The following is a 22661-nucleotide window of genomic DNA, read 5'->3' as shown; positions in this document are numbered from 1 at the left end:
TCAACTCCTTCGTTTCCTCATAAATCTAAGATTTGGAGTTTTTATGATACCAGAAATTATCTTAAATATAAAGATACTTAATACTGCATTGTATATGGTTTCTATAACAACTATACTACTAAAATGCTTTAGTGTATCTGTTTTATAATTACTAAAATAGAAGTACAAAAGCTGATATAGATTAAACATAAGTGTAGCTACTGCTGTAAAAACAAATGGAGTCAGTGTCGTGCTAGTAAAAACTTTTTTATTAAACATACCACTAAAGTAACCTATCCAAAAATATATAAGTGCTGTTACTCCTAGTGCATTGCCAAATATGATATCATATAGAAACCCTATAACTATACCTATTGTAGCTCCTTTTATGCTCCCTTTAAGTAGTGAAAAGCATATGATTATAACTAAACACAAATTAGGCATAACGCCATATATAGCAAAATGATTTAAAATTGTTGTCTGTAATAAAAAAGACAAAAATACCACTACTCCAATAACAAACCCTTTCAATTTACTGCCCCCTTGGTGCTTTACTTGTAACCACCATAACATTATTAATATTTTTAAAATCTATTGGTGAAATAACTTCTATTTTCTTAATTAAATCATCATTATCTTTATGTATTTCTACTATTTCTCCAATATACAAATCTGGAATATATATTTTACCCATTCCTGATGTGACCAACTTGTCTCCTTTGACAACGTCTGATTTATAATCAAAAAGTATCCCGTCTAGCTTTTGCTTTAATTCTCCAGATACTATACCATTGTCTTGTGTTCTTATTACTTTAAAGCTAGCATTACTACCCTTATCTATAATAGTTAGTACTTTTGACCATGTACTCTGTACTTCAACTATTCTTCCTACTAATCCTGCTTTTACTATATCTCCATCTAATTTCACTGCACATATTACAGCATCACCTTTTTTTAAACCATCATTTGTACCTTTATTTATAACAAATCTATTAAACCAATTTCCAGAATCTTTATTAACTACTCTAGCATCTACACATCTAAATTTTTCTTGCTTTTTTAATTCATATTCATTTTTTAATGCGTCCATTCTACTAATCAAATCATTCATTATTCTATTTTCTTCTTCTAGTTTAGCTATTTCTTTTTTTAACCTCTGATTTTCTTGCTTAGTTTGAGAGAAATTAGCTATAGAACTAAACGTATTCGTCACTGATTTACTAGTATTGTACAAAAATCCTTGAATCGGTGTTACTATTCTTCCTATAAAACCTTTAAATGACGTACCCTGATATTTATTACCAGAGGTTATTATTATAATAATAAGTAGAATGATAGTAACACTTGCTACTATCATTCTGTTTTTATATTTTCTAAATATCTTCATTATCAATCACCAACCTAGCCTTTTCTAGTGTTAGTTAAAACCTTTCTAAGCATGTCGATATCTTCAACTGCTTTACCTGTTCCTAATACAACACAATCTAATGGATCTTCTGCTATATTTACTGGCATACCTGTTTCCTTACAGATGAGTTTATCTAATCCATGAAGCATAGCTCCTCCACCTGTTAGCATTATACCTATTTCCATAATATCTGCAGCAAGCTCAGGAGGTGTTTTTTCTAAAGTATATTTTACAGCATCTATTATACTAGCAACTGGTTCTTTTAAAGCTTGATATATTTCTTTCGAAGTTATTTCTAAATTTTTTGGAAGTCCTGAAATTAAATCTCTACCTTTTATATTCATAGAATCTTTTCTATCTATTATCAATTTTCCTTCTACGTCAAATTTATCTAATTTTGACTTAGATAATATAGCTGTTCCTATTTTAGTTTTTATCTCTTCAGCAGTTCTTTCACCAATCATCAAGTTAAAATTCTTCTTTATGAATTGGATTATTGACTCATCTAATTCATTTCCTCCTACCCTGATGGATTTGCTTGTTACTATACCTCCTAGAGATATTATAGCAACTTCTGTTGTTCCTCCACCTATATCTACTACCATGCTTCCTGTAGGTTCTTGAACAGGTAAATTAGCTCCTATAGCAGCCGCCATAGGCTCTTCTATAAGGTATGCTTCTCTTGCGCCAGCTTGGTGTGCTGCTTCCTCTACTGCTCTCTTCTCAACCTCTGTTACTCCTGATGGAACACAGACAACAACTCTTGGTTGTACAAATGCACTCTTTTGAGTTGCCTTTTTAATGAAATGCTTTATCATATTTTGAGTTACATCAAAATCAGCTATAACCCCATCCTTCATAGGTTTTATAGCAACTATACTTCCTGGTGTTCTACCTATCATTTTTTTTGCTTCTAATCCAACTTCTAGTACCTCATTTGTTTTAGTTTTTACAGCAACTACTGATGGTTCTCTAACTACTATACCTTTTCCTTTCACGTATACTAACGTGTTTGCTGTACCTAAATCTATCCCCATATCTTTAGAGAAAAAATTAAATAATCCCATTATATTTCTGCTCCTCCTTATGCTTATCCTACAATAAACCTTTTTCTTTAAAACTAATATATTTTTTATTTCCTATTATTACATGGTCTAATACATTTATCCCTAAAATCTTGCCACATTCTATCAATCTTTCTGTAATACTTATGTCTTCTTTACTTGGTCTTGGATCTCCACTTGGATGATTATGAACCAATATTATTGAAGCACTACTTTTTTTTATTGCCATCTTAAAGACCTCTCTAGGATGGACTATTGATGAACTTAGATCTCCTATTGATATTTTTTCCATGCTTATTATTTGATTTTTTGTGTCCAATAACACTACTTTAAAATGTTCTTTTTTTAGGTGCCTCATATCCTCCATTAATATCCTAGCGATATCAATAGGTGCACAAACTTTGTGTTTATATTCGTTCTGATAGGAAATCACCCTTTTGCCAAGTTCTATAGAAGCCAGTATTTGTGCTGCTTTGCACTCCCCTACACCTTCTATACTTGTCAATTCTTGCAATGAGCAATCATTTAGAAAGGCTAGTCCTACTTCATCTAAAGCAAGTATGCTCTGTGCTAAATCCAGTGCAGATTTTTTCTTGCTACCTGTTCTAATTATAATTGCTATAAGCTCTGAATTTGATAGATTATTACATCCATATTTATAAAGTTTCTCTCTAGGTCTTTCACTAACAGGCAAATCTTTAATTGCATATTTCACATATCCATTCATAAGCTAATCTCCATTTTATTTTAAGTGATTGCTCAATTTCATGCTCCAAAATATGTCAAGTTCTCTATCAATCAAGTAACCCTTTTATATGTTTATGTAATATACACTCTTATTCTAGCTCAATAGTTCAAATTTAAAATATTGCTTTAAAATATCATCTAACATAGAGATAGGTAGCCCAACTACGTTTGAATATGAACCTTCTATTCTTTTTACAAATATCGAGCTTAACCCTTGTATAGCATAACTTCCAGCTTTATCTCTATATTCATCTCTTCTTAAGTAACTTTGTATGTCTTCATCGCTTACATTTTTAAACTCTACTTTAGTTTCAACATAATCTACTATTTTAGTATCTTCAGGCCCTAGCACTGCTAACCCAGTGTATACGCTGTGTTTTTTACCTGATAACCTTCTTAACATGTCATAGGCCTCTTCTTTACTTTTAGGTTTCCCTAATTTATGTCCATTATACACTATTGTATCTGCCCCAACTACTATATCTAAGCTGTCAGTTTTACTTAGTACATCTAAGGCTTTTTGCATGGCAAGTGACATTACTACTATATGAGGCTTTTCATCCTCGCTTACATGTTCCTCTATGTCACTGGCTATTACTTTTATGTCAATGTCAAATTTAGACAATATTTCTAGTCTTCTTGGTGAAGATGATGCAAGAATTAATCTTTTCATATAATCACCTACAACTTTCTGTATACTATAATAGCAATAACTATGCCTATTATACTAGCTAAATTTATACTGATTACTAATCCAAATGTCAATGTAATTACCCTTAAATTTAGAACTACTGGTGCATTAGTTCCGACAGTATAATTTTTGCCTAAGATTTCAACCTTGTCACTAAAAAAATCTCCAATAACTCCTCCAATAAGTAGTCCCACAATTAATAATACAATAAGTACTCCTGTATTTCCAGCTCTACTTTTCAACTTCGTTTTCCTCCTTAAGTTAATGCCTACAGCTAAAGAAACTTTGTTAGCTCAAGTAAGAAATTATTATTGTGATAAACTCTTTATTAAGTACAATAACTAAAAATCTATACTATATTATTCTACCATTTTATATAGTAATAATGAAACAAATTCTTAATTATTTTTATATAAGTAATAGCTTTGATTAAGCATTATTTATTTAAGACTTATGCATACAAAGCCATACAATACAAGTTTATCATTTTGATTATTAATTTACAAGAAAGTTTTGCTTAATGTAAAACAATTTTTATTTTGTATCTTTTTATTGTTATTCTCATATTTTTCTTTACTTGCTTTTTTTTATATGTTTTTATTACAACGTATATGCTTAATAAAAGGAAGTTAAATCTGATGAGAAGATTTTATTATTGTTTTATTTGTTTTGTATTTCTTTTAGCATTTGTATTTTTACGCTGACTTGCATGAACATGAATGATGTTTCTGTTAGATACATATTATGAAAATGGTAATTATGTTTATGAAAGTGTAGATTTAAAAATAAAGGGTTTATGGTTTAGTACATATTAGGTGTGGAAAAGAAACAACAACTAAGTATATATATGACTTTAGTTTAATCAAATACAACCACAATGCAAATAAAAACGGGGCATACCACAGCCCCTTCAAATCAAATATCTAATACTTTATTATTTATATTGTAAAACTAATGTTAGTTTCCGCAGCCACATCCGCAATCAGATTTTTTTACTTCTTGTTCTTTTTCTTTATTAATATGCTCCTTATTATCTGAACACCCGCAGCCACATCCATTTTTTTTGTCATCTTTAGATTTACACATGTGCTAACCCTCCTTTATAGTTTTCTATATAACAATACTATATTAAAAGTATGATTACATTATACCCCCCCGGGGTATAATGTGTCAATAAAAAAAGGTCACTTTTAATTACTCTCTTTTACTATTATTGTTATGTCATTCTTGAAAATTGTTCAATAGCTTTTGAGAAAGTTACAAGAATTTCATCACCATCTCCGTTTTTTAAGCCTAAATTGACGCAGTGTTTTAAGTGGTTTTCTAATATAACTTGACCAACTTTGTGAACAGCACTTTTTACAGCGTTAAGTTGTATTAGAATTTCTTCGCAAGAAACATCTTCACTACCTACCATCTTGTTTACTGCATTAAGCTGGCCTATAATTTTATTTATTCGATTATTTATTTTTCTACAGTTTTTACACGTATCCATATACGTCCTCCTTAAACCTCTAGGGCTATGTACATTAATATAAAACTGCGCTATTTATGTCAGGATTCTAAGCATTAATGAACATTTGCGCTTTACTAACAACATTAACATTATAATAAAAAATTTCGAGCACAGTTTGACATAACCAATGCTCGAAATTTAATTATTATTATTTCATGTTTATAGCATCTTTTGGACACTTTTCTTCACAAACTCCGCATCCAATACATTTGTCTTTATCTACTGTATGAGCTTTTTTTAATTCTCCTTCTATAGCTCCTACTGGACATTTCTTAGCACATATTGTACACCCTACACACTTATCTTCTTCTATCTCTGCTTTTTTTCTTTTATCCAGCTGTGCATATATTGCTCCTGTTGGACATTTCTCTGCACATACCATACAGTTTGTACATTTATCATAATCAATCTTAGCAAGCTTGTCTTCAAACGTCATGGCATCAAACGGACATGCTTTCACACATATTTGACAACCAATACAGCCCACTTGACACTTTGTCTTCACATCTTTACCGAATTGTTTGCTGTTACAATCAACAAATACTTCTTGGTTATATGGAACTAATTCTATAACTGCTTTTGGACATGCCTTTAAGCACTTGCCACAAGCTGTACATTTTTCTTTATCTATGTGAGCTATACCGTCAACTATTGTTATTGCATCAAAATCACATACATTTACACAGCTTCCTAAACCTAGACAACCATACTGACAAGCTTTTGATCCTCCTGATACCATAGAAGCAGCTTTACAATCTTTTACGCCTGCATATTCAAACTTCTCTTTTGCATTGCACTCTGTTCCGTTACAGATGACTCTTGCAACCATTTTTACTCCTGCCTGCGCATTTACTCCCATTATTCCAGCTACTTTCTCTGCACATGAAGCCCCTCCAACTGGACAACCATTTGCAGGTGCTTTGCCTGCAGCTACTGCAGCTGCAAACCCATCACATCCTGGATATCCACATGCTCCACAGTTAGCGCCTGGAAGTACTGATCTAATTGCCTCTACCTTTGGGTCTACTTCTACTGCAAATTTTTTAGATGCTACCCCTAAGCCTACACCAAATAGTATCCCTAGTCCACCTAGTGTAATAGCTGGGTATACTATACTATTTACTATATCCATACTTTTCCACCTCCTACACTAAACCTGTAAATCCTAAGAATGCTATTGCCATTAATCCTGCTGATATTAATGCAATAGGAAACCCTGCTAACGCCCCTGGCGTATCAGATAAATCTATTCGCTCTCTTATTCCTGCAAATAATATTATTGCAAGAGAAAAACTAAGTGATGCTGCTACTGAATTCACAATCAATCCACCTAGCGAGTATTTTTCTTGTATATTCATTATAGCAAGTCCAAGTACTGCACAGTTAGTAGTTATAAGTGGTAAATATACTCCTAATGACTCATAAAGCGTAGGACTTGATTTCTTAACAAACATCTCAACAAATTGCACTAGTGAAGCTATTACTAATATAAATGCAATAGTCTGTAAATATTGTATACCTAACGGCTCTAATACTGCTATTTGTAGTAAATATGTTATAATAGACGATACTATCATAACAAATGTAACTGCCATACTCATTCCTGTTGCTGTTTCTACTTTTTTAGAAACACCAAGAAATGGACATATTCCTAAGAACTTTGATAGTACAAAGTTATTAACAAGAAGAGTACCTATAAATATTTTGAAAAAATCCATATTTTAACCTCCTCTATGCCTTTTTAGCTTTCTTTGATTTTATAACGTTCAATAGACCAATCAACAAACCAAGTGCAAGGAAAGCTCCCGGAGGAAGTATCATTATTATGGCTGGTTTAAAGCTTTGACCAAACAATGAAAAACCAAAAATTGATCCAGCCCCTAATATCTCTCTCACTGCTCCTAATATTGTTAATGCTAGAGTAAAGCCTAGACCCATCCCTAAACCATCTGCTATTGAAGGTACTATCTTATTCTTAGATGCAAATGACTCTGCTCTTGAAAGTATGATACAGTTTACAACTATCAATGGTATAAATAATCCAAGTTGTTTATATAATGCACTTGCGTATGCGTGCATGAACATGTCAATCAATGTAACAAATGTCGCAATAATTACGATAAATGCTGGTATACGAATCTTATCTGGTATGACCTTTCTTAGTGCAGAAATAAACAAGTTAGAGCCTATTAAAACTGCTGTTGAAGCTAAACCCATTCCTAAACCATTTTCTGCTGATGTTGTTACTGCTAGTGTTGGGCACATACCCATTAACTGAACAAATATGGGATTTTCCTTTATTATTCCATTCTTAAAACTTTTAAAAATGCTCATTTTTTCACCTCCACTATTATAAGCCCTATTTTAACTCAGAGTTAAATAATCCGATTGCAAGATTCACTCCGTCTCTTACTCCATTTGAAGTCATTGTAGCACCTGTTAATGCTTGTACTTCATTTGGATTTTGTGGGGCGGTTTTTACTACTACAATCTCTTCGTCGATACTCTTGTCTATAAATTTATTTGTAAATTCTTTATTTTCTGCATTAGCACCTAAACCTGGTGTTTCTTGATGCTTTGTTACTTTGATGCCAGTAACTTTGCCTTCTATTGAAATACCTGTTATCATCTCTAAGTTTGGACTATATCCGTTTGTGGATGTAGCTATAGCGTACCCAACTACTTCTCCTGAACTAGAAAGTCCTTTGTATACACTTAGTATTCTAGCATCGTCTACACTTAACTTTAATTGTTCAAATTTATCAGCTGGTAATACTTCTCTTCTAGCTTCTTCACTAATAGCCGCCTCTACTTCCTCTATTTTGCCTTTAGTCAAATCATTTGTAAATCCTAATACTACTGCTGCTACAGATGTTATGATTAAAAGTATTACCCCTAATTTAATCGTCTCACGCATTCTTCTTCACCTCACCAAATACTTTTGGACTTGTAAATTTATCTATAATAGGAGTAGCAACGTTCATTAATAATATAGAATATGATACACCCTCAGGATATCCACCATATAGTCTTATAACGCTCGTTAACACACCACAGCCAAGTGCAAATATAATTTGTCCTTTCGGTGTTATAGGTGATGAGGAATAATCAGTTGCCATAAAGAATGCTCCTATCATTAATCCCCCTGCTAATAGATGATATGTCATTGAAGTAAGTCCACCATCTAAAGCAAATGTCAATATTGCTACAGTTCCTATATATATTGTTGGTATTCTCCAATTGATTACTTTTCTGTACAATAAATATAACCCACCTAATATAAGTAATATTGCTGATGTTTCTCCTATACATCCCCCAATATTACCTAGAAGCATGTTGGTAAGTGTTGGTAATGCTTGTCCAGATGATTCTGCTCCCTTCATTATCGCAAGTGGTGTAGCTGTTGAAACAGCATCAGCTCCTGGAGTAACCCAACTTGTCATTATTACTGGCCATGACGCAAGTAACATTGCTCTAGCACCTAATGCAGGATTCATAAAGTTGTTTCCAAGTCCACCAAACGCCATTTTTACTATAGCTATAGCAAATGCTGACCCTACAACCGGTATCCACCAAGGTGCTGAAGCCGGTATGTTAAATGCTAGCAACAATCCTGTAACTACTGCACTTAAATCATTTATCGTAACTGGTTTCTTAGTTAATTTTTGTATTATATATTCAGTTGCAACTGCTGATACTACAGCTAGAATAATTAATTTTGCAGCATTAAATCTGAAAAAATAAATTCCTGCTATAGTAGCTGGTAATAATGCTATTATTACATCTAGCATTACGCTTTGTATAGTTTCATTTGACCTCAAGTGAGGTGCTGATGAACCTATTAGAAGCTTATCCATTTTTATACCTCCTACCCTCTAGCTCTTCTTTTAGCTATGATCTCATTTTTCGCTACTTTAATAGCTTCTACTAACGGTCTCTTAGACGGACAAATATAAGAACATGATCCACATGCTATACATGCCATTGCATGATATTCTTCTGCTAAATCGTACATCCCTTTTAATGATAACTTACTTATCATTAACGGTTGTAGATTTACAGGACAAATTTCTACACATTTCCCACATCTAATGCAAGCTTGAGGTTCTGGCAACGTTGCATCTTCTTTGTTCAACAATAATATACCCGAAGTCCCTTTTATTGCTGGGATTTCATCTGTAAACTGAGCTAGTCCCATCATAGGGCCACCCATTATAATCTTACCAACCTCTTCTTTGTATCCTCCACATTGCTCTATTATATCTTTAAAAGGAGTACCTACTTTTATAAGTAAATTTTTAGGGTCTTTTACAGCACTCCCTGTAACTGTACATATTCTTTCTATTAATGGCATCCCTGTCTTAAATAAATCGTATATAGCTGCTGCAGTTCCTACGTTATTTACTACAACTCCAACATCCATTGGAAGACCACCATTAGGTACTTCTCTTCCTGTTGCCGCGTTTATTAATCTTTTTTCATCCCCTTGAGGATATTTTACTTGTAATACTACTATTTCTATACCTTTTTCTGAACTAGCTGCTTTTTTAAGAGCATCTACTGCGTCCATTTTGTTGTTCTCAACGCCAATATACCCTTTTTCAACTCCAACTGCCTTCATTAATATCTTTAATCCAAATATAACCTTCTCTGGACTTTCTAACATTAACCTATGGTCAGCAGTAAGATAAGGCTCACACTCAGCACCATTTAATATAACACAATCAATGTTTTTATCTGGTGGTACCGATAGTTTTACGTGAGTAGGAAATCCTGCTCCTCCCAAACCTGTTATACCGCCTTCTTTTATAATACTGATAATTTCTTCTTTTGAGAGATCCTCAAAGTTTCCTTTTGGTTTAACTGTATCACATATTTCGTTTGTCCCATCAGATTCTATAATTACTGAAACTGATCTTCCTGTAGGGCTGTCCATCTCTGCAACCTTCTTAACTTTTCCAGCTATACTGGAATGTATAGGTGCTGATACAAACGCTTTTGCCTCGCCTATCTTTTGTCCTACTTTTACTATATCACCAGCTTTAACTATAGGTTCACATGGTGCTCCTATATGTTGGTGCATCGGAATTATGACTTGACTAGGCTCTGCTGCTCTTTCAATTGGCAGTTTCTCTGTCATTTTTTTGAAATGTGGTGGATGTATCCCGCCTTTGAAAGTAACACATTTTTGACTCATTCTTTTCACCTCTTTATATTAAATTATACTAAAAGTATATATCAACTTAGTTTGAACATAAAAAAACAGTAAACTATATGAACAATCAAAAGTAAAATCAACTAAGATTTCACCACAGAGACTTTAAATTAACTCCCCATTCCTTTCAAAACCGTTTATATAGATACTATTTCAAATATGTCTTAATTAAGTAATATTAATTAAAAATGTTTAACATTGTTATTATAACACTTCATCTTACTATTGTAAAATATAGTTACGTATTTAACATACTGTGGATAGAATTTACATTTTCTTTTATATAATCTATAAGCCACATCAATACATCGGGATTATTAAGACTTACTCCATCAAGCATTTTAGCTATTTCTCTAGTGTTGAATTCAAAAACTTTATCATCTACTCTATGAGTATATATTATATCAAGCTTCTCACTTTTATTGATTAAAGCTATTATTGTTTCTGCTATATTACCCAGTGGTGCTCTATCTATATGACTATTTTTAAATGAGCATACTACTTTAGTTCCAATTTTTAATTCTGAAGTAATTTTAAAGCTTCCCTCACATCTTATAGCTGCCACTTTTAACAATGATATTCCCATTCCTACCTTTCTAGTGGTTCTGGTAGTGTAAAAAGGATCTTCTACTATCTTAATAGTTTCCTCGTCCATTCCTTTTCCGTTATCTTCTATAATAATTGTAAATAAATCTTTTTTTGTATCTTCATTAATATTTATTTTTATTAAATCAGCATCTGCTCTAACTGAGTTTTCTGCAATATCTAGTATGTGGAGCGATAATTCTTTCATATTATACACCTCTACATAAATAATTAAAAACATATTCTAAAGTTCTATTTTTAACTTCTATAAAATTAACTGGTTCGCTAATATCTTTAAGATAATGCGCATCTGAATTAGTTATAACATTGTACATATCGCCATTTATTATATCACAAATGCTCTTGTGATGGTCACAATTTTTTTCTATAGTCTTTAATTTTAATTCATTAGGTATAAATCCTAAGTTAGAAAGTATACTATTTGTACTTTTATTTACATGCGCTGGTATCATTATTCCATAGTACTCTTTTACTAATTTACATATTTCGTTGATATTGTAGCTAGATGAGTTTAGTAGTAATTTGTCAATCTTTCCTGTTATATTGTCTTTACTATCCATCAACAACTGTTCTCCAAAAATTAGTTCATTGTTCTTTATATCTGGCAAACTATCATATATAATATCTTGAAATACCAGCCCTTTATTAATATCTTTAAAATAACAAAGGACATGTATGTCCTCTTTTGTTGTAACCTCTATACCTGGCAAGACTAATATATCTTTGTCTTTAGCCACTTCTATAACTGATGGAACATTGAGCATAGTGTTGTGATCTGTAACTGCTATAACGTCTAACTCTTTTATACATGCCATGTTAACTATATTATTTGGTGTCATGTCATCACAGCCGCATGGAGATAGTGACGAATGCATATGCAAATCATAGTATAATTTCATATCTATATACCAAATGAATTTATTTGACAAGCTATCTCATAAGCACTTTTTCCCGTTTTATAAATTGGTATATCCATATCTTTTGCTTTAACTATTGTTTCTTCGTCGATTTTCATACCCTCAACAACTATCACAGCACTTATTCCAACTAACGATGCTACAGCTATTACATTTGCATGAGTTTGTATTGTTATCCATATATCGTTTTCTTTTGCTTTTGACATAACTATGCTTAACAGATCCCCTATATAAACATCTTCTACTGTTTTATCGTCTGTGGCATTAACCACTTCTTCTAATCCAAGTTTATTTACTACATCTAAAAGCTTCATTTCCACTCCTCCTATTATTTTTCATTGTTTTTATTTAAACGTTTTCTTTAATCATGATTTTTATTGAATACACAGAAATCTATACTTGATATACCGTTTACAACATCTTCTGCAAATGCCTGACAAGTCGGAGAGCCACATGAGCCACAGTCAAGTCCTGGAAGGAGCTTTACTAGCTTGTTTATTTTTTCTATCTTTTTAAAGGCTGTCCTAATATCAGATGATAATTCATCTACATCTTTAGATTTTAACTCTTCTGTCCAACATAAAAATCCAGCATCGCATAAATCTATTGCGTACTTTTCATTTATTGTAATATTAGCTTTGTTATCTTTTGATATCCTTCTAATATTATTTTGCGCTATAAATGGATTTTCTACATTTAATGCACCACCAACACATCCTCCTGTACAGGCTAATGCTTCTACATATTCCACATTATTCAACTTACCTAACTCTATCTTTTCAAATATTCTTTGAGCATTCTCTATTCCATCAACCACTATATAATTTGAAACGTCTAATGCTTCGCTTTGCCCTCCCGATATAGCCCATTTCAAACTTTCTTTTGATCCACTCATAAAACTTTCTATTTCTTTATTTGCATTACTTTTTATGTTTTTATATATATTAAGATACACTTCGTTTATTGAAATAGCACCATCTACATAGGATTTCTTTATTCCTATTGGGTTATTTATACTTGTCATTTTTGCTGGACATGGAGTAATATAAAACACACCTATTTCATCAAATTCATAACCATATTTTTCTTTAATTTTAAGCTTAGCTAGTCTTGCTGAAATCTCCATTGGCGATTCTATTTTTACTATATTATTCATCAAAGCGGGAAACTTGCTTTGGATTAATCTAGTTATTGACGGACAATGTGATGATATTAGAGGACGAGTTTTATCGCCGTTTCTTTTTAGATAATTTTCTATTATTATCTTAGCTAAATCAGCACCTATTGCTTCATCATACACAAAGTCAAAACCTAAGTCCTTTATACTTTGGGAGATGACATCCATATCTACTGTAGACATAAATTGACCGTATAAAGTCATTGATGGTACAGCAATATTAAATTTAAATTTCTCTAACTTCTCTAATCCATCTGTAGCTGCCTTTTGAGCATGAAAAGGACATGCGATGATACAATTCCCACAATCTATACATCTTTCATCTAATATTATAGCTTTTTTATCTTTCACCCTTAATGCCTGAGTAGGACATTTTTGCATACAGTTTGTACACCCTGTACATTTGTCACTATCTAGAATAACAGAATGAAAATATTTGCTCATACGTATCACTCACCCACTATTTTGTAATATATCCTAACCTATCATATTATTCACTAAAAAAATTAATCTTTATTGTTACCTGAGTTCCACTGCTATCTGATTTTAAGTTAAATTCATCAGAACATCTCTTAATATTTGGCAATCCCATTCCTGCTCCAAATCCCATTTCTCGGACTTTATTTGAGGCTGTCGAATACCCTTCTGTCATAGCTAACTTTAAATCTTTTATTCCCGGTCCATTATCTTTTGCAATCAATTCTATATCTTCGGGACTTATCTTCGCAATAATTTTCCCACCATTTGAATGTATTACTATATTTATTTCAGCTTCATATGCAGCAATAGCTACTCTTCGTATTATTTGATGGGGGATACCTAATTGTTTTAAAACTTTTTTTAAGTTACTAGAAGCTTCTCCAGCTACAGAAAAATCATTTTGTATAATATCGTATTCTAATACTATTAAGCCTGATTCACTATCCACAAAAGTCAATCCTTTCTATATTTTTAGCCCTTTTAATCCCTGCTCGTAAAGCTTGCCACAAGCTGTATATAAAATATGGTCTGTCTTTAGTAATATCAATTCGTTCATTTTGGCTAGCTCTAGTATCTCTGGCGTAGGTTTTTTGCCACGTACAAAGATTATAGCAAAAACATCACTCATTTCAGCTGTTCTAATAACTTGTGGATTAGTTAAGCCTGTTAATAAAAGTGTTTCACCATCAACATAAGCTAACACATCACTCATCAAATCAGCACCAAAAGCATAAGAAACTTCTTTGTCAAGCATATTCTCACCAGTTAAAACTTCGGCATCCAAAATATCTTTAATATCCCTAATCCTCATATTGATAACCATTACTCTTGTCTACTCAAAATCGGGTTGACACAGTAACGATCTCACCTTCCCTTCTAAATTATGTTTGCCTTAATTTTAGATAATAGCACTAAATCAATAAGGCTTAATTTAATTCAATTTTATGATATTTAAATAATCAACCATACATTTATTGTATTGGTTATACAAACTCACAAATTCAATACTATCTTTTGAATCGGCAAGTTTTTGTCTATTTTCTATATTCTTTAAAATTTGATCTTTTACACTATTAAATATATCATGTTTAATTTCTATATTAATTTTTGAAATCTTTTCTTTTATTGATTTATTGTTGTCCTGTATACTTAATGTAACTTCTTCTATGTCTTTTGTTTCAGATGACCCCAGCCATATCTTACTCTCTTGTTCATATGAAGTTTTTAAGCTATCTATTATCTCTACCAACTGCTTTATCTGTGGCTGTTGTTTTTCTGTGTATTTGATAACTCCTCCGTTTATAAGATTAGAGCTTATAAATGCATCTGTATACTTTTCTTTTACTTTATCTTTATGAGTATTTGCATCATTTCTGTCAGTAAAAACTCCTGAATATACTTTATAGCTTTCTTCAACTTTAACTATAAACCCAGATACTAAGTTATCTTTCATTTGTTCAAGAAATATTTTTGCATTTTCTAAGCTACTAAAACTACCTACTTGTACACTAAAGAAATCTACATTTTTAAATTTACACTCTTGACTGTAGTTTTTTATATCCTGCCCATCTTGTGTTTCTTCTGGCTGTGGAGCTGGAAAACTTGTTGTTACATCCTCATCCTTATCTTGATTTTCTTGCAAACTTTGGTTGATTGTCTCCGCTTTATTTTCTAGCTTTGGCATAATAAAATGGTTCACTGCAAAATAAGCAAATGTTATTGAAACCAACGGAGCTATAATGAAAAAAACTACAAAATTAGTCAGCTTGTCCTTGCCATTGTCTTTAAATCTGTTTTGAAACATTACTTCACCCTCCTACTTTTTCCTTATCGTCTTCAAATCTAAGGAAATACTATTTATATTTAATAGTATTTTTTTCGGAGTACGAATATACATAAATATTATGTTTTAATAAAATTATAGCATATATTTGATTAAATAACTTGCATATTTGATAGAAAAATATAAAACAACATTGTAAAATACTGGTCATTTTATAGTTTTGAGAAGAAAATATCAGCATTGGAGCTTTATAAGTTATTTCCCACTAATAAAAGCAACACCATAAAATAAAAAAGCTTGTTTCATCAATACAACGAACAAACCTTTTATATTATTAATATTCAATTTTTTTAACAGGTGTTATATTGGTCCACTTAGTTTTATCATAGTCTGTTTCAAAATAGAGTTCTGCATTCCATCCATACAGCTCGTAATTTTGTGTATATCCCATTTTCTTATAAACCTCTACCATTGAAAATCCTTGGTCGTATATACCTTTTGCGACTAATGTCTCAGGTATTATACGAAAAGCAAAACCCTTTGGTACAATAGTATTCATTGGCACAAGTGCTCCTACAATATAAGAATATGTTTCATCTTCTTTAGTATAGTTTCCTGTCCATCCTAATATTGCATCTGGAATAATCTTTGGAAGTTGTTTTATTACATCTAGTGAGCCATCATCTATTGATATTTGCCATAGTTCAGGAGCTCTATTCCCAAGTACCCCTCCACTACGCATCTCTTTACCAATCAATTTTAATTGTGGCATCTGATAAACTACCACCTCATTAATATCTGCTTTAAGCTCATTGATTTTTTTCATTATATCCCCATCCCCTCTATTTTATTTTTAATATTTTGATACCCTATTTCTGCCCTTTTGCTTTGCGCCAACATATAATGCTCTATCTGCATATGATAAAAGTTTTGCTGAGCTATCTGCTATACTAGGATATTCTGAGATACCACCGCTAATCGTTACATCTATCCTTTTTCCATCACAGCTAAAGAATGGTTTATTGTTTATTATTTCTCTTATTCTGTCTGCAATTTTGAATGCATCATTTTGGTTAGTATTAGGTAAAATAACCGTAAATTCTTCGCCACCATATCTATATACTGTGTCAATATTTCTTATATTAGATTTTATTGCACTTGATACATCCTTTAGTATCTTGTCCCCAGTTTGATGTCCATAAGTATCGTTTATATTTTTAAATTTATCTATATCAAATATTATAAGACTAGTTATGTTTTTAGATTTATTATAATCTATGTTTTCTAACTTTGCAAAAAATTGTTTCTGATTATACAGACCTGTAAGTTTATCTATAATAGATTCATTTTTAACCTTTTTATATATTTTAGCATTTTTAAATGCTATTACTGCATGACTATTAAGCATATCAGCTACTTTTAATTGTTCTTTGTTATAATATTTTTTAGTGTTGCTCGCTATTATAATACAACCTAAATAATCATTGGCTAATATTAAAGGTTCATAAATCACTGATTTGAAATACACTGAAAAGCTTGAGTTAGTAGCTAACGTCTTTTTTGCCATATCTTTAACAATTAGACTCTTTTTATTTTTGACGATATCATTAACATTGCAATTAAACATTTTATCTATCTCTACCTCATTATCGTTTAGCACTTGTAAGTTTGACATCTTGTAATCTCTTAAGTTAAATTTATTTTCTTTAGCATCATACTCATATATCCCACAAAATTCACAGTCAAGCATGTCATAAATACCATTTACTATATTATTTAATGTTTCATTTAAATCCAACTTGGATGCCATCGCTGCAGCTATTTCACTTACAATAGTTAAGTCATCATTGTGTTTTTTAAGCCCAAAAGTAAAATTAGTACAATATGACACAAACAATGTTATTAGTATCCCTATAAACAATCCTTTTGCTTGCATTCTATCATATAGTAAATACATGCTACCACTTATAGCAAATACATATATGTTTAATACTATTTTATATACTACATTTTCATATTGTTTCCTTGAAGTTTTATATACAGCCTTATTTTCAATGTATATCGCTGTCCATTTTAATACTATAACTAACTCTGTGAAAAGCAACATACCTACAACTTTACCTAAATTTATAGACACTATTTGACTAAGATAATGTGATATAGTTATAATAACACACGCTGATGATAACTTATAAATAACTATCACCTTTTTCGATAGCAACACAATACTCTCTATCATCGCATAAACAACATATATCCATAGTGCATATGTAAAACTAGAAACATTGTATATAGTAATAACTAGAATCAAATCAAGCTCAAGTATTAATCTATCTACATTAAAGTTTGTTTTGCTTTGTAATAAACTGAGTATACTAAAAAGGATTATAATCTCTATTTGTCTATATGTAAAACCGCTGCTTGCATGAATTGTTAAGAATACAAATCCAATAATACTTATAGCGCAGTAATATACTTTCCAAACATTCTTTAGCTTCATACTAATTCATTCTCCCAGTTTAATATTTTATGAAAGTATTCTATTATTTTTATAAAAAATCCTCCCAAATACCTAATTATTTTACTTCAAATATATGATATAATTAATATTTTGTAGTAAAAATGATTTTTATAAATTTTAGACGGTTTGTTGATTTTAGTATATAATATATATGAAAAACATAAACAAGCTATAAATTTTTTACAAAAGGGGGAGAAAATTTTGGAATTAACATTTTCAGAAGTATTAAGATTCGGATATTTTGTGGGTTTTGTAGTAATTGTTTGTTTTCTTATACCTATATTTATTAGAGTTGCAGAGTGTATCAGATCTCTAAACGACTTAATTAAGAAAAACGAAGACAACCTTACTGGTGTTATGAACAATGTAAATGATATCACTAAAAATGTAGATGAAGTTTCATCTTATACTAAAGATAAAATCTTAAATATAGATACATACGTAAAAACTATTAAAAAAGGGATTTCATTAGTTAAAGATAAAAAAAAGAATTAAAAAAAGCAATTCGATTGCTTTTTTTAATTCTTTTTATTTGTAAGTCTTTTTTTCTAAAATTCTACCAAGCTTTTTTATCTCTAATAAAATTTTATTTAATGTGTACTGTATACTAACTAGTATTATTAATAAAATTATAGCTAATGCTATTTTATAATACATATCTCTATCTCCCTATCATCTTATAAAAACGCTAGCAAATAGACCTATTACCATCATCGCTACTATAAGCAACGAAACTATTTTTACAACTTTTCTATTTTTGCCATTCATTAATATCACTCCTAAAAAATTAACTAATTCAATTTTACATCAATTACTTGTTTTAAACAATATAAATCTAAAAAGAGGTCTTTCAAAATCATAACCCTTGTCAGGTTATCAATATTGAAAAGCCTCCTATTTTTTATAAATATTTAATACTATATAGATTATACCAATGCATCTGCTTCTTCGTTTAAGTTACAATCGTCTTCTTCTCTTATCTCTCTATTGTTTTCATCTTTCAAAAACTCTAGCTTAGATACCGATACTTCATAAGCTATTCTCGTGCTAACTTCTGCGTTACCAAGCTTTTTCTGATATGATCTGCTTTGAATTCTACCCCATAGCTTAATATGATCTCCTACCTTAAGCTTCTCACAGAATCTGGCATTCCTTCCCCATGATATACAAGGAATATAATCTGATTTATTATAAGGTCTATTAACTGCTAAAAGTATATCTGTTATTTCTCTACCAAATGGAGTGGTTCTATATACTGGTTTTTTACATATATACCCGTCGAGGTAAATTTCATTAGGTTTCTTAAGCATATTTATGAAATCTTCTTCTTCTGGCATATATGCATCTCTAGCAAAAATTGTTAACAATAATTTATTATTGCCATTAATGTATCGGTTGTATGATCTTAGTTGTCCTTCAATAAAAATTTTAGCACCTATTTTCAAATCAATATCAACCAAAAGCCTCTCTGATATAGTCACAGGTAATTCATCTGCAAAATTGCTAAGTCTAGGTATTTCTATCTTGAACATATAAAACCCTTCACCATACATTTGATGACTAAATTCGAGCCCTGAAACAACTTCTCCAGCTAGTTTAACAGTATTATTTTCAATTAATTTGTCTGTCATATACCTCAACACCCTTTCTTACTCTTATGTTTTTTTGAATCTTACATTAATACATATTCAACAACTTGTTTTATTATGATTATTTTCTTTGGTTTTTTCATAATTTATCATCAAATTAAATATTTGACATTTTAATTAAAACTCCTTCTTTATTGTAAAAAAATTCTATTTAGTAAAGGTAATCAGGGTATTTTGAATACTTAAAAAACCCACTTCAACTAAATTAAAGTGGGCATAACGGTTTATACTAACAATTTTGATGTAACTTATTATTTTCTTCTTTAGCTCTTATAGTAGTTAACCCAGATATCGTGACTATAATACCTGATGTAATAAGTATAATTTTCAGTGATAGATATTTTACAGCTAAACCTCCTGCAAAGTAACCTATAGGTGTGGTTATACTACATAGTAACATACTTACACTAGACACTCTTCCTAAATAATCACTAGGGACAATCCTCTGATAAACGGTGGATAAACACACTCCACATAATCCAAATGACGCACCTAATAAAATAAACACAATGATAGTGCTAATCATATTAGGCGATATCCCAAACAACAACATAAAAATACCCTCTCCTACAAACCCAATAGCTGTTGCTTTAAAATAATCAACTCGTTTAGTAATTGTACTAGCAAGCATTGCTGCTAGTACACTACCTATTGATAGAGATGTTAGCAATATACCATAGCCAGCTTGATTGTTTAATACTCTATCTGAAAATACAGGTATATATATTGATAATGGCGCGCTGAATAGATTGATTATCAATCCACCAACTATTGTATACTTTAGCACCAATTTATTTTTGAACATATATTGATATCCTATCTTCATATCGTCAAAGAAATTTTTCTTTTTTACATCATTTTTGTTTATGCGTATTTTTTCCACCTTTATAAATATCTCTGATATTCCAGATAATAAATATGAAATACTATCAATTAAAAACATTCCTGTGAATCCAACTATTGAAAATAGTATGCCCGCTAAAGCTGGTCCAACTATTGAACATACTTTAACCCCCACACTCATAAGAGAGTTTGCCTCTATCAAATCGTCTTTTTTCACTATTATTGGTGTTAGAGAAGTAACTGAAGGCCCGAAAAATGCTCCAGAACAGGACATCATAAAGGATATAGAGTATAATCTAGTTATAGTCAACGAATCAGTATATAATAAAACAGATATTACCCCAACTAACAAACCGTTTACAACATCAGAAATCACTATAATTTTCTTTTTATCATATCTATCAGCTATAGTACCACTAATTAACCCTAGAATTATATATGGTAGCTGTGTAATTATCAAGCTTATTCCCATTTGAACCGTTGAACCTGTAGTTTGTAAGACATACCACATAACAGCTATAGAGTGAAAATTGCTACCTAGTGATGAAACAATCCTTCCTAACCAAAGTAATCTAAAATTTTTATTGCGTTTTAATAATTCAATTTTGCTCATTTTGTCATCTCCCATCATTATGTTAATATACTAAGTTTCGATAAACATCGAAATTTAATCTTAAAAAAATATAATAAACACCTCATGTATCAATCATTTACAACAAATATCAAATAATCACACATATTAAAACTTCTTTGTTTGCTTTTTAAATCTTATTTTAATTTTCATGTTGTATAAAAACTTGTAGCATTTCTATGTGTATCGAAATTTATTTTTAAAAATTTTTATTAAACTAACCTCTAGTTTAATATCTTATTCACAGTATCATTTACAATCTTCTTAAGTTGCTGTTTATTTAATGAAAAATATGTTCTATTATCAACTCTCTGAATTGTTACAATTTCTTTATCGACAAGCATATACAAATGATGTGATATAGTTGAATTAGAAAGTTTCAAAGCTTTCGAAATCTCCTTTCCATAACAGCTTTTATTAGAAAGTAATTTAATTATATTTAGTCTAGTTTCATCTCCAAGTGTCTTAAAAACATCAACCACTGATAAAATACTGTGCTTCGTTTCAGTATTTTTTTTGTAATATTTAAACCCAACCATGTATATTCTATATTCATCATATCCTGTCTCTAAACAAGCGCTTCCATAAAAATAAGACATTGCAAGTATGATTTTTTGTTCTTTCTTATATTTTAAATTAGTTACAATGCCTATATATTCATCTCTGTATTTTTTTATATTTTTAATAATATCTATTTTAGCATCTCTTGTTTTATTTATAACTTCATTTTGTATAGCTACATAAATTTTATTAAACTCTACTATCAACTCCAGAAACTCTTTCTTCATATCATCTGGTTTCATAAAGAACTGTAATATATCCCATTTATGTTCGGTTGGTAAATACATTTCATTATTAATAAAATCAATGCATTTCTTTTCATCAGCTAAAAGTTCTTCTATATTTATCGCATTATCTTCACTATTATAGCCTGTTGATAAGAATAACGATAGTAGCTCATTGCTATCAATTTTTTGTATATACTCAATAAACTCGTCTATTGTTTGTATATTGTTTTTTATAACACGTGAAATTAAGCATATTCCAAAAAAAGTTTCCCAGTTAAAAAACTTGTTCAATTTCTTTTTTATATTATCATTATAGTCTTTTGATTCTTTACATTTTTGTAATAATCTATCTATTTCATTATGGTTATCTTTAAACTTTTCATTATTCAACATTCTAAACATACAGGATATAAAGTTTAACAAAGGACTTTCAAAGAAATAAACATCATTAAATAGTTTTTCCACTAACCTACTCCTCCTTAATATATTTTATATTATTATATTTCTATATTCATCGAAAGTCAACAGGTTTCGATTTTAATAATTTCTTTGTTTTTGTAGACGTTTCAAAAAATCGACTGTTTGTAATACACAAAACAAATCTGTATATATAATAATTTGACCAAATACAAAAGACTTGCCGCAC

At 30.6% G+C, this 22661-nt stretch carries 28 protein-coding genes; 1 reads left to right on the top strand and 27 read right to left on the bottom strand.

Translation table 11 applies throughout. The features are described from left to right. The 23 genes from mreD to P3X86_RS11405 all read right to left on the bottom strand — a co-directional run bounded on the left by mreD (position 1) and on the right by P3X86_RS11405 (position 18083). Entirely contained in the window at positions 1-510 is a 510-nt protein-coding gene (gene mreD / locus P3X86_RS11515; RefSeq protein ID WP_483292839.1) for a rod shape-determining protein MreD, read from the bottom strand. Position 511: 1 nt separating this feature from the next. Continuing rightward, entirely contained in the window at positions 512-1366 is an 855-nt protein-coding gene (gene mreC / locus P3X86_RS11510; RefSeq protein ID WP_483292838.1) for a rod shape-determining protein MreC, read from the bottom strand. Between the two features lie 14 nt (positions 1367-1380). Then, a complete protein-coding gene (locus tag P3X86_RS11505; protein WP_483292837.1) occupies positions 1381-2454 on the bottom strand; it encodes a rod shape-determining protein in 1074 nt (357 codons plus the stop codon). A gap of 28 nt (positions 2455-2482) precedes the next feature. Further along, positions 2483-3178, bottom strand: a complete 696-nt coding sequence (radC, locus tag P3X86_RS11500) for a RadC family protein (RefSeq protein WP_483292836.1) — start codon at positions 3176-3178, stop codon at positions 2483-2485. 114 nt (positions 3179-3292) lie between these two features. Then, complete coding sequence (locus P3X86_RS11495) at positions 3293-3871, bottom strand: Maf family protein (RefSeq protein ID WP_483292835.1); 579 nt, start codon at positions 3869-3871, stop codon at positions 3293-3295. Between the two features lie 8 nt (positions 3872-3879). Continuing rightward, positions 3880-4131 carry a DUF4321 domain-containing protein gene (locus tag P3X86_RS11490; RefSeq protein WP_483292834.1) on the bottom strand — a complete coding sequence of 84 codons (252 nt, stop codon included), beginning with the start codon at positions 4129-4131 and terminating at the stop codon, positions 3880-3882. Between the two features lie 715 nt (positions 4132-4846). Then, a complete protein-coding gene (locus P3X86_RS11485) occupies positions 4847-4975 on the bottom strand; it encodes a hypothetical protein (protein WP_483292833.1) in 129 nt (42 codons plus the stop codon). Between the two features lie 130 nt (positions 4976-5105). Next, entirely contained in the window at positions 5106-5384 is a 279-nt protein-coding gene (locus P3X86_RS11480) for a metal-sensing transcriptional repressor (RefSeq protein WP_483292832.1), read from the bottom strand. Positions 5385-5553: 169 nt separating this feature from the next. Beyond that, positions 5554-6537 (bottom strand): RnfABCDGE type electron transport complex subunit B, encoded by a 984-nt coding sequence (gene rnfB, locus P3X86_RS11475; protein WP_483292831.1) that lies wholly within the window; start codon positions 6535-6537, stop codon positions 5554-5556. 13 nt (positions 6538-6550) lie between these two features. After that, positions 6551-7123, bottom strand: coding sequence for an electron transport complex subunit RsxA (rsxA, locus tag P3X86_RS11470; protein ID WP_483292830.1), 573 nt, complete (start codon positions 7121-7123; stop codon positions 6551-6553). A gap of 13 nt (positions 7124-7136) precedes the next feature. Beyond that, positions 7137-7739: an electron transport complex subunit RsxE gene (gene rsxE / locus P3X86_RS11465; RefSeq protein ID WP_483292829.1), complete on the bottom strand. Its 603-nt coding sequence runs from the start codon at positions 7737-7739 to the stop codon at positions 7137-7139. Positions 7740-7764: 25 nt separating this feature from the next. Then, positions 7765-8322, bottom strand: coding sequence for an RnfABCDGE type electron transport complex subunit G (locus P3X86_RS11460; RefSeq protein ID WP_483292828.1), 558 nt, complete (start codon positions 8320-8322; stop codon positions 7765-7767). After that, positions 8315-9262 carry an RnfABCDGE type electron transport complex subunit D gene (locus P3X86_RS11455; protein ID WP_483292827.1) on the bottom strand — a complete coding sequence of 316 codons (948 nt, stop codon included), beginning with the start codon at positions 9260-9262 and terminating at the stop codon, positions 8315-8317. Before P3X86_RS11455 ends, P3X86_RS11460 begins: the two co-directional genes overlap by 8 nt. Positions 9263-9273: 11 nt before the next feature. Further along, positions 9274-10602 (bottom strand): electron transport complex subunit RsxC, encoded by a 1329-nt coding sequence (gene rsxC / locus P3X86_RS11450; RefSeq protein ID WP_483292826.1) that lies wholly within the window; start codon positions 10600-10602, stop codon positions 9274-9276. Between the two features lie 256 nt (positions 10603-10858). After that, positions 10859-11413: an ATP-binding protein gene (locus P3X86_RS11445; protein WP_483292825.1), complete on the bottom strand. Its 555-nt coding sequence runs from the start codon at positions 11411-11413 to the stop codon at positions 10859-10861. 1 nt (position 11414) lies between these two features. Further along, positions 11415-12125, bottom strand: a complete 711-nt coding sequence (locus tag P3X86_RS11440; protein WP_483292824.1) for a PHP domain-containing protein — start codon at positions 12123-12125, stop codon at positions 11415-11417. A 2-nt stretch (positions 12126-12127) separates the two neighbouring features. Further along, a complete protein-coding gene (locus tag P3X86_RS11435; protein WP_483292823.1) occupies positions 12128-12457 on the bottom strand; it encodes a DRTGG domain-containing protein in 330 nt (109 codons plus the stop codon). A gap of 47 nt (positions 12458-12504) precedes the next feature. After that, a complete protein-coding gene (locus P3X86_RS11430; RefSeq protein WP_483292822.1) occupies positions 12505-13764 on the bottom strand; it encodes a [Fe-Fe] hydrogenase large subunit C-terminal domain-containing protein in 1260 nt (419 codons plus the stop codon). Between the two features lie 46 nt (positions 13765-13810). Continuing rightward, on the bottom strand, positions 13811-14248 hold the full coding sequence (locus tag P3X86_RS11425) for an ATP-binding protein (RefSeq protein ID WP_483292821.1): 438 nt from the start codon (positions 14246-14248) through the stop codon (positions 13811-13813). 15 nt (positions 14249-14263) lie between these two features. Then, the gene (locus P3X86_RS11420) at positions 14264-14623 is read right to left on the bottom strand and encodes a DRTGG domain-containing protein (RefSeq protein WP_483292820.1); all 360 of its coding nucleotides are present in this window, start codon (positions 14621-14623) and stop codon (positions 14264-14266) included. A gap of 108 nt (positions 14624-14731) precedes the next feature. Beyond that, positions 14732-15604 (bottom strand): SPOR domain-containing protein, encoded by an 873-nt coding sequence (locus P3X86_RS11415; protein ID WP_483292819.1) that lies wholly within the window; start codon positions 15602-15604, stop codon positions 14732-14734. A 313-nt stretch (positions 15605-15917) separates the two neighbouring features. Beyond that, positions 15918-16409, bottom strand: coding sequence for a hypothetical protein (locus P3X86_RS11410; protein ID WP_483292818.1), 492 nt, complete (start codon positions 16407-16409; stop codon positions 15918-15920). Between the two features lie 27 nt (positions 16410-16436). Beyond that, complete coding sequence (locus tag P3X86_RS11405) at positions 16437-18083, bottom strand: sensor domain-containing diguanylate cyclase (protein ID WP_483292817.1); 1647 nt, start codon at positions 18081-18083, stop codon at positions 16437-16439. A 222-nt stretch (positions 18084-18305) separates the two neighbouring features. Here P3X86_RS11405 and P3X86_RS11400 point away from each other — a divergent pair, with 222 nt between their 5' ends. Then, positions 18306-18599 carry a DUF948 domain-containing protein gene (locus P3X86_RS11400; RefSeq protein ID WP_483292816.1) on the top strand — a complete coding sequence of 98 codons (294 nt, stop codon included), beginning with the start codon at positions 18306-18308 and terminating at the stop codon, positions 18597-18599. A 33-nt stretch (positions 18600-18632) separates the two neighbouring features. Here P3X86_RS11400 and P3X86_RS11395 read toward each other — a convergent pair whose 3' ends face one another. The 4 genes from P3X86_RS11395 to P3X86_RS11380 all read right to left on the bottom strand — a co-directional run bounded on the left by P3X86_RS11395 (position 18633) and on the right by P3X86_RS11380 (position 22480). Continuing rightward, positions 18633-18761: a hypothetical protein gene (locus P3X86_RS11395; protein WP_483292815.1), complete on the bottom strand. Its 129-nt coding sequence runs from the start codon at positions 18759-18761 to the stop codon at positions 18633-18635. Between the two features lie 269 nt (positions 18762-19030). After that, positions 19031-19735, bottom strand: coding sequence for a single-stranded DNA-binding protein (locus tag P3X86_RS11390; RefSeq protein ID WP_483292814.1), 705 nt, complete (start codon positions 19733-19735; stop codon positions 19031-19033). A gap of 247 nt (positions 19736-19982) precedes the next feature. Next, positions 19983-21209, bottom strand: coding sequence for an MFS transporter (locus P3X86_RS11385; protein WP_483292813.1), 1227 nt, complete (start codon positions 21207-21209; stop codon positions 19983-19985). A 242-nt stretch (positions 21210-21451) separates the two neighbouring features. Beyond that, entirely contained in the window at positions 21452-22480 is a 1029-nt protein-coding gene (locus tag P3X86_RS11380) for an ArsR/SmtB family transcription factor (protein ID WP_483292812.1), read from the bottom strand. Between the last annotated feature and the right edge of the window lie 181 nt (positions 22481-22661).

The sequence above is a fragment of the Abyssisolibacter sp. ZYX002 genome, from assembly GCF_056892235.1.
The sequence above is the reverse complement of the archived record's forward strand: the minus strand, read 5'-3'. Positions and strand labels throughout refer to the sequence as shown.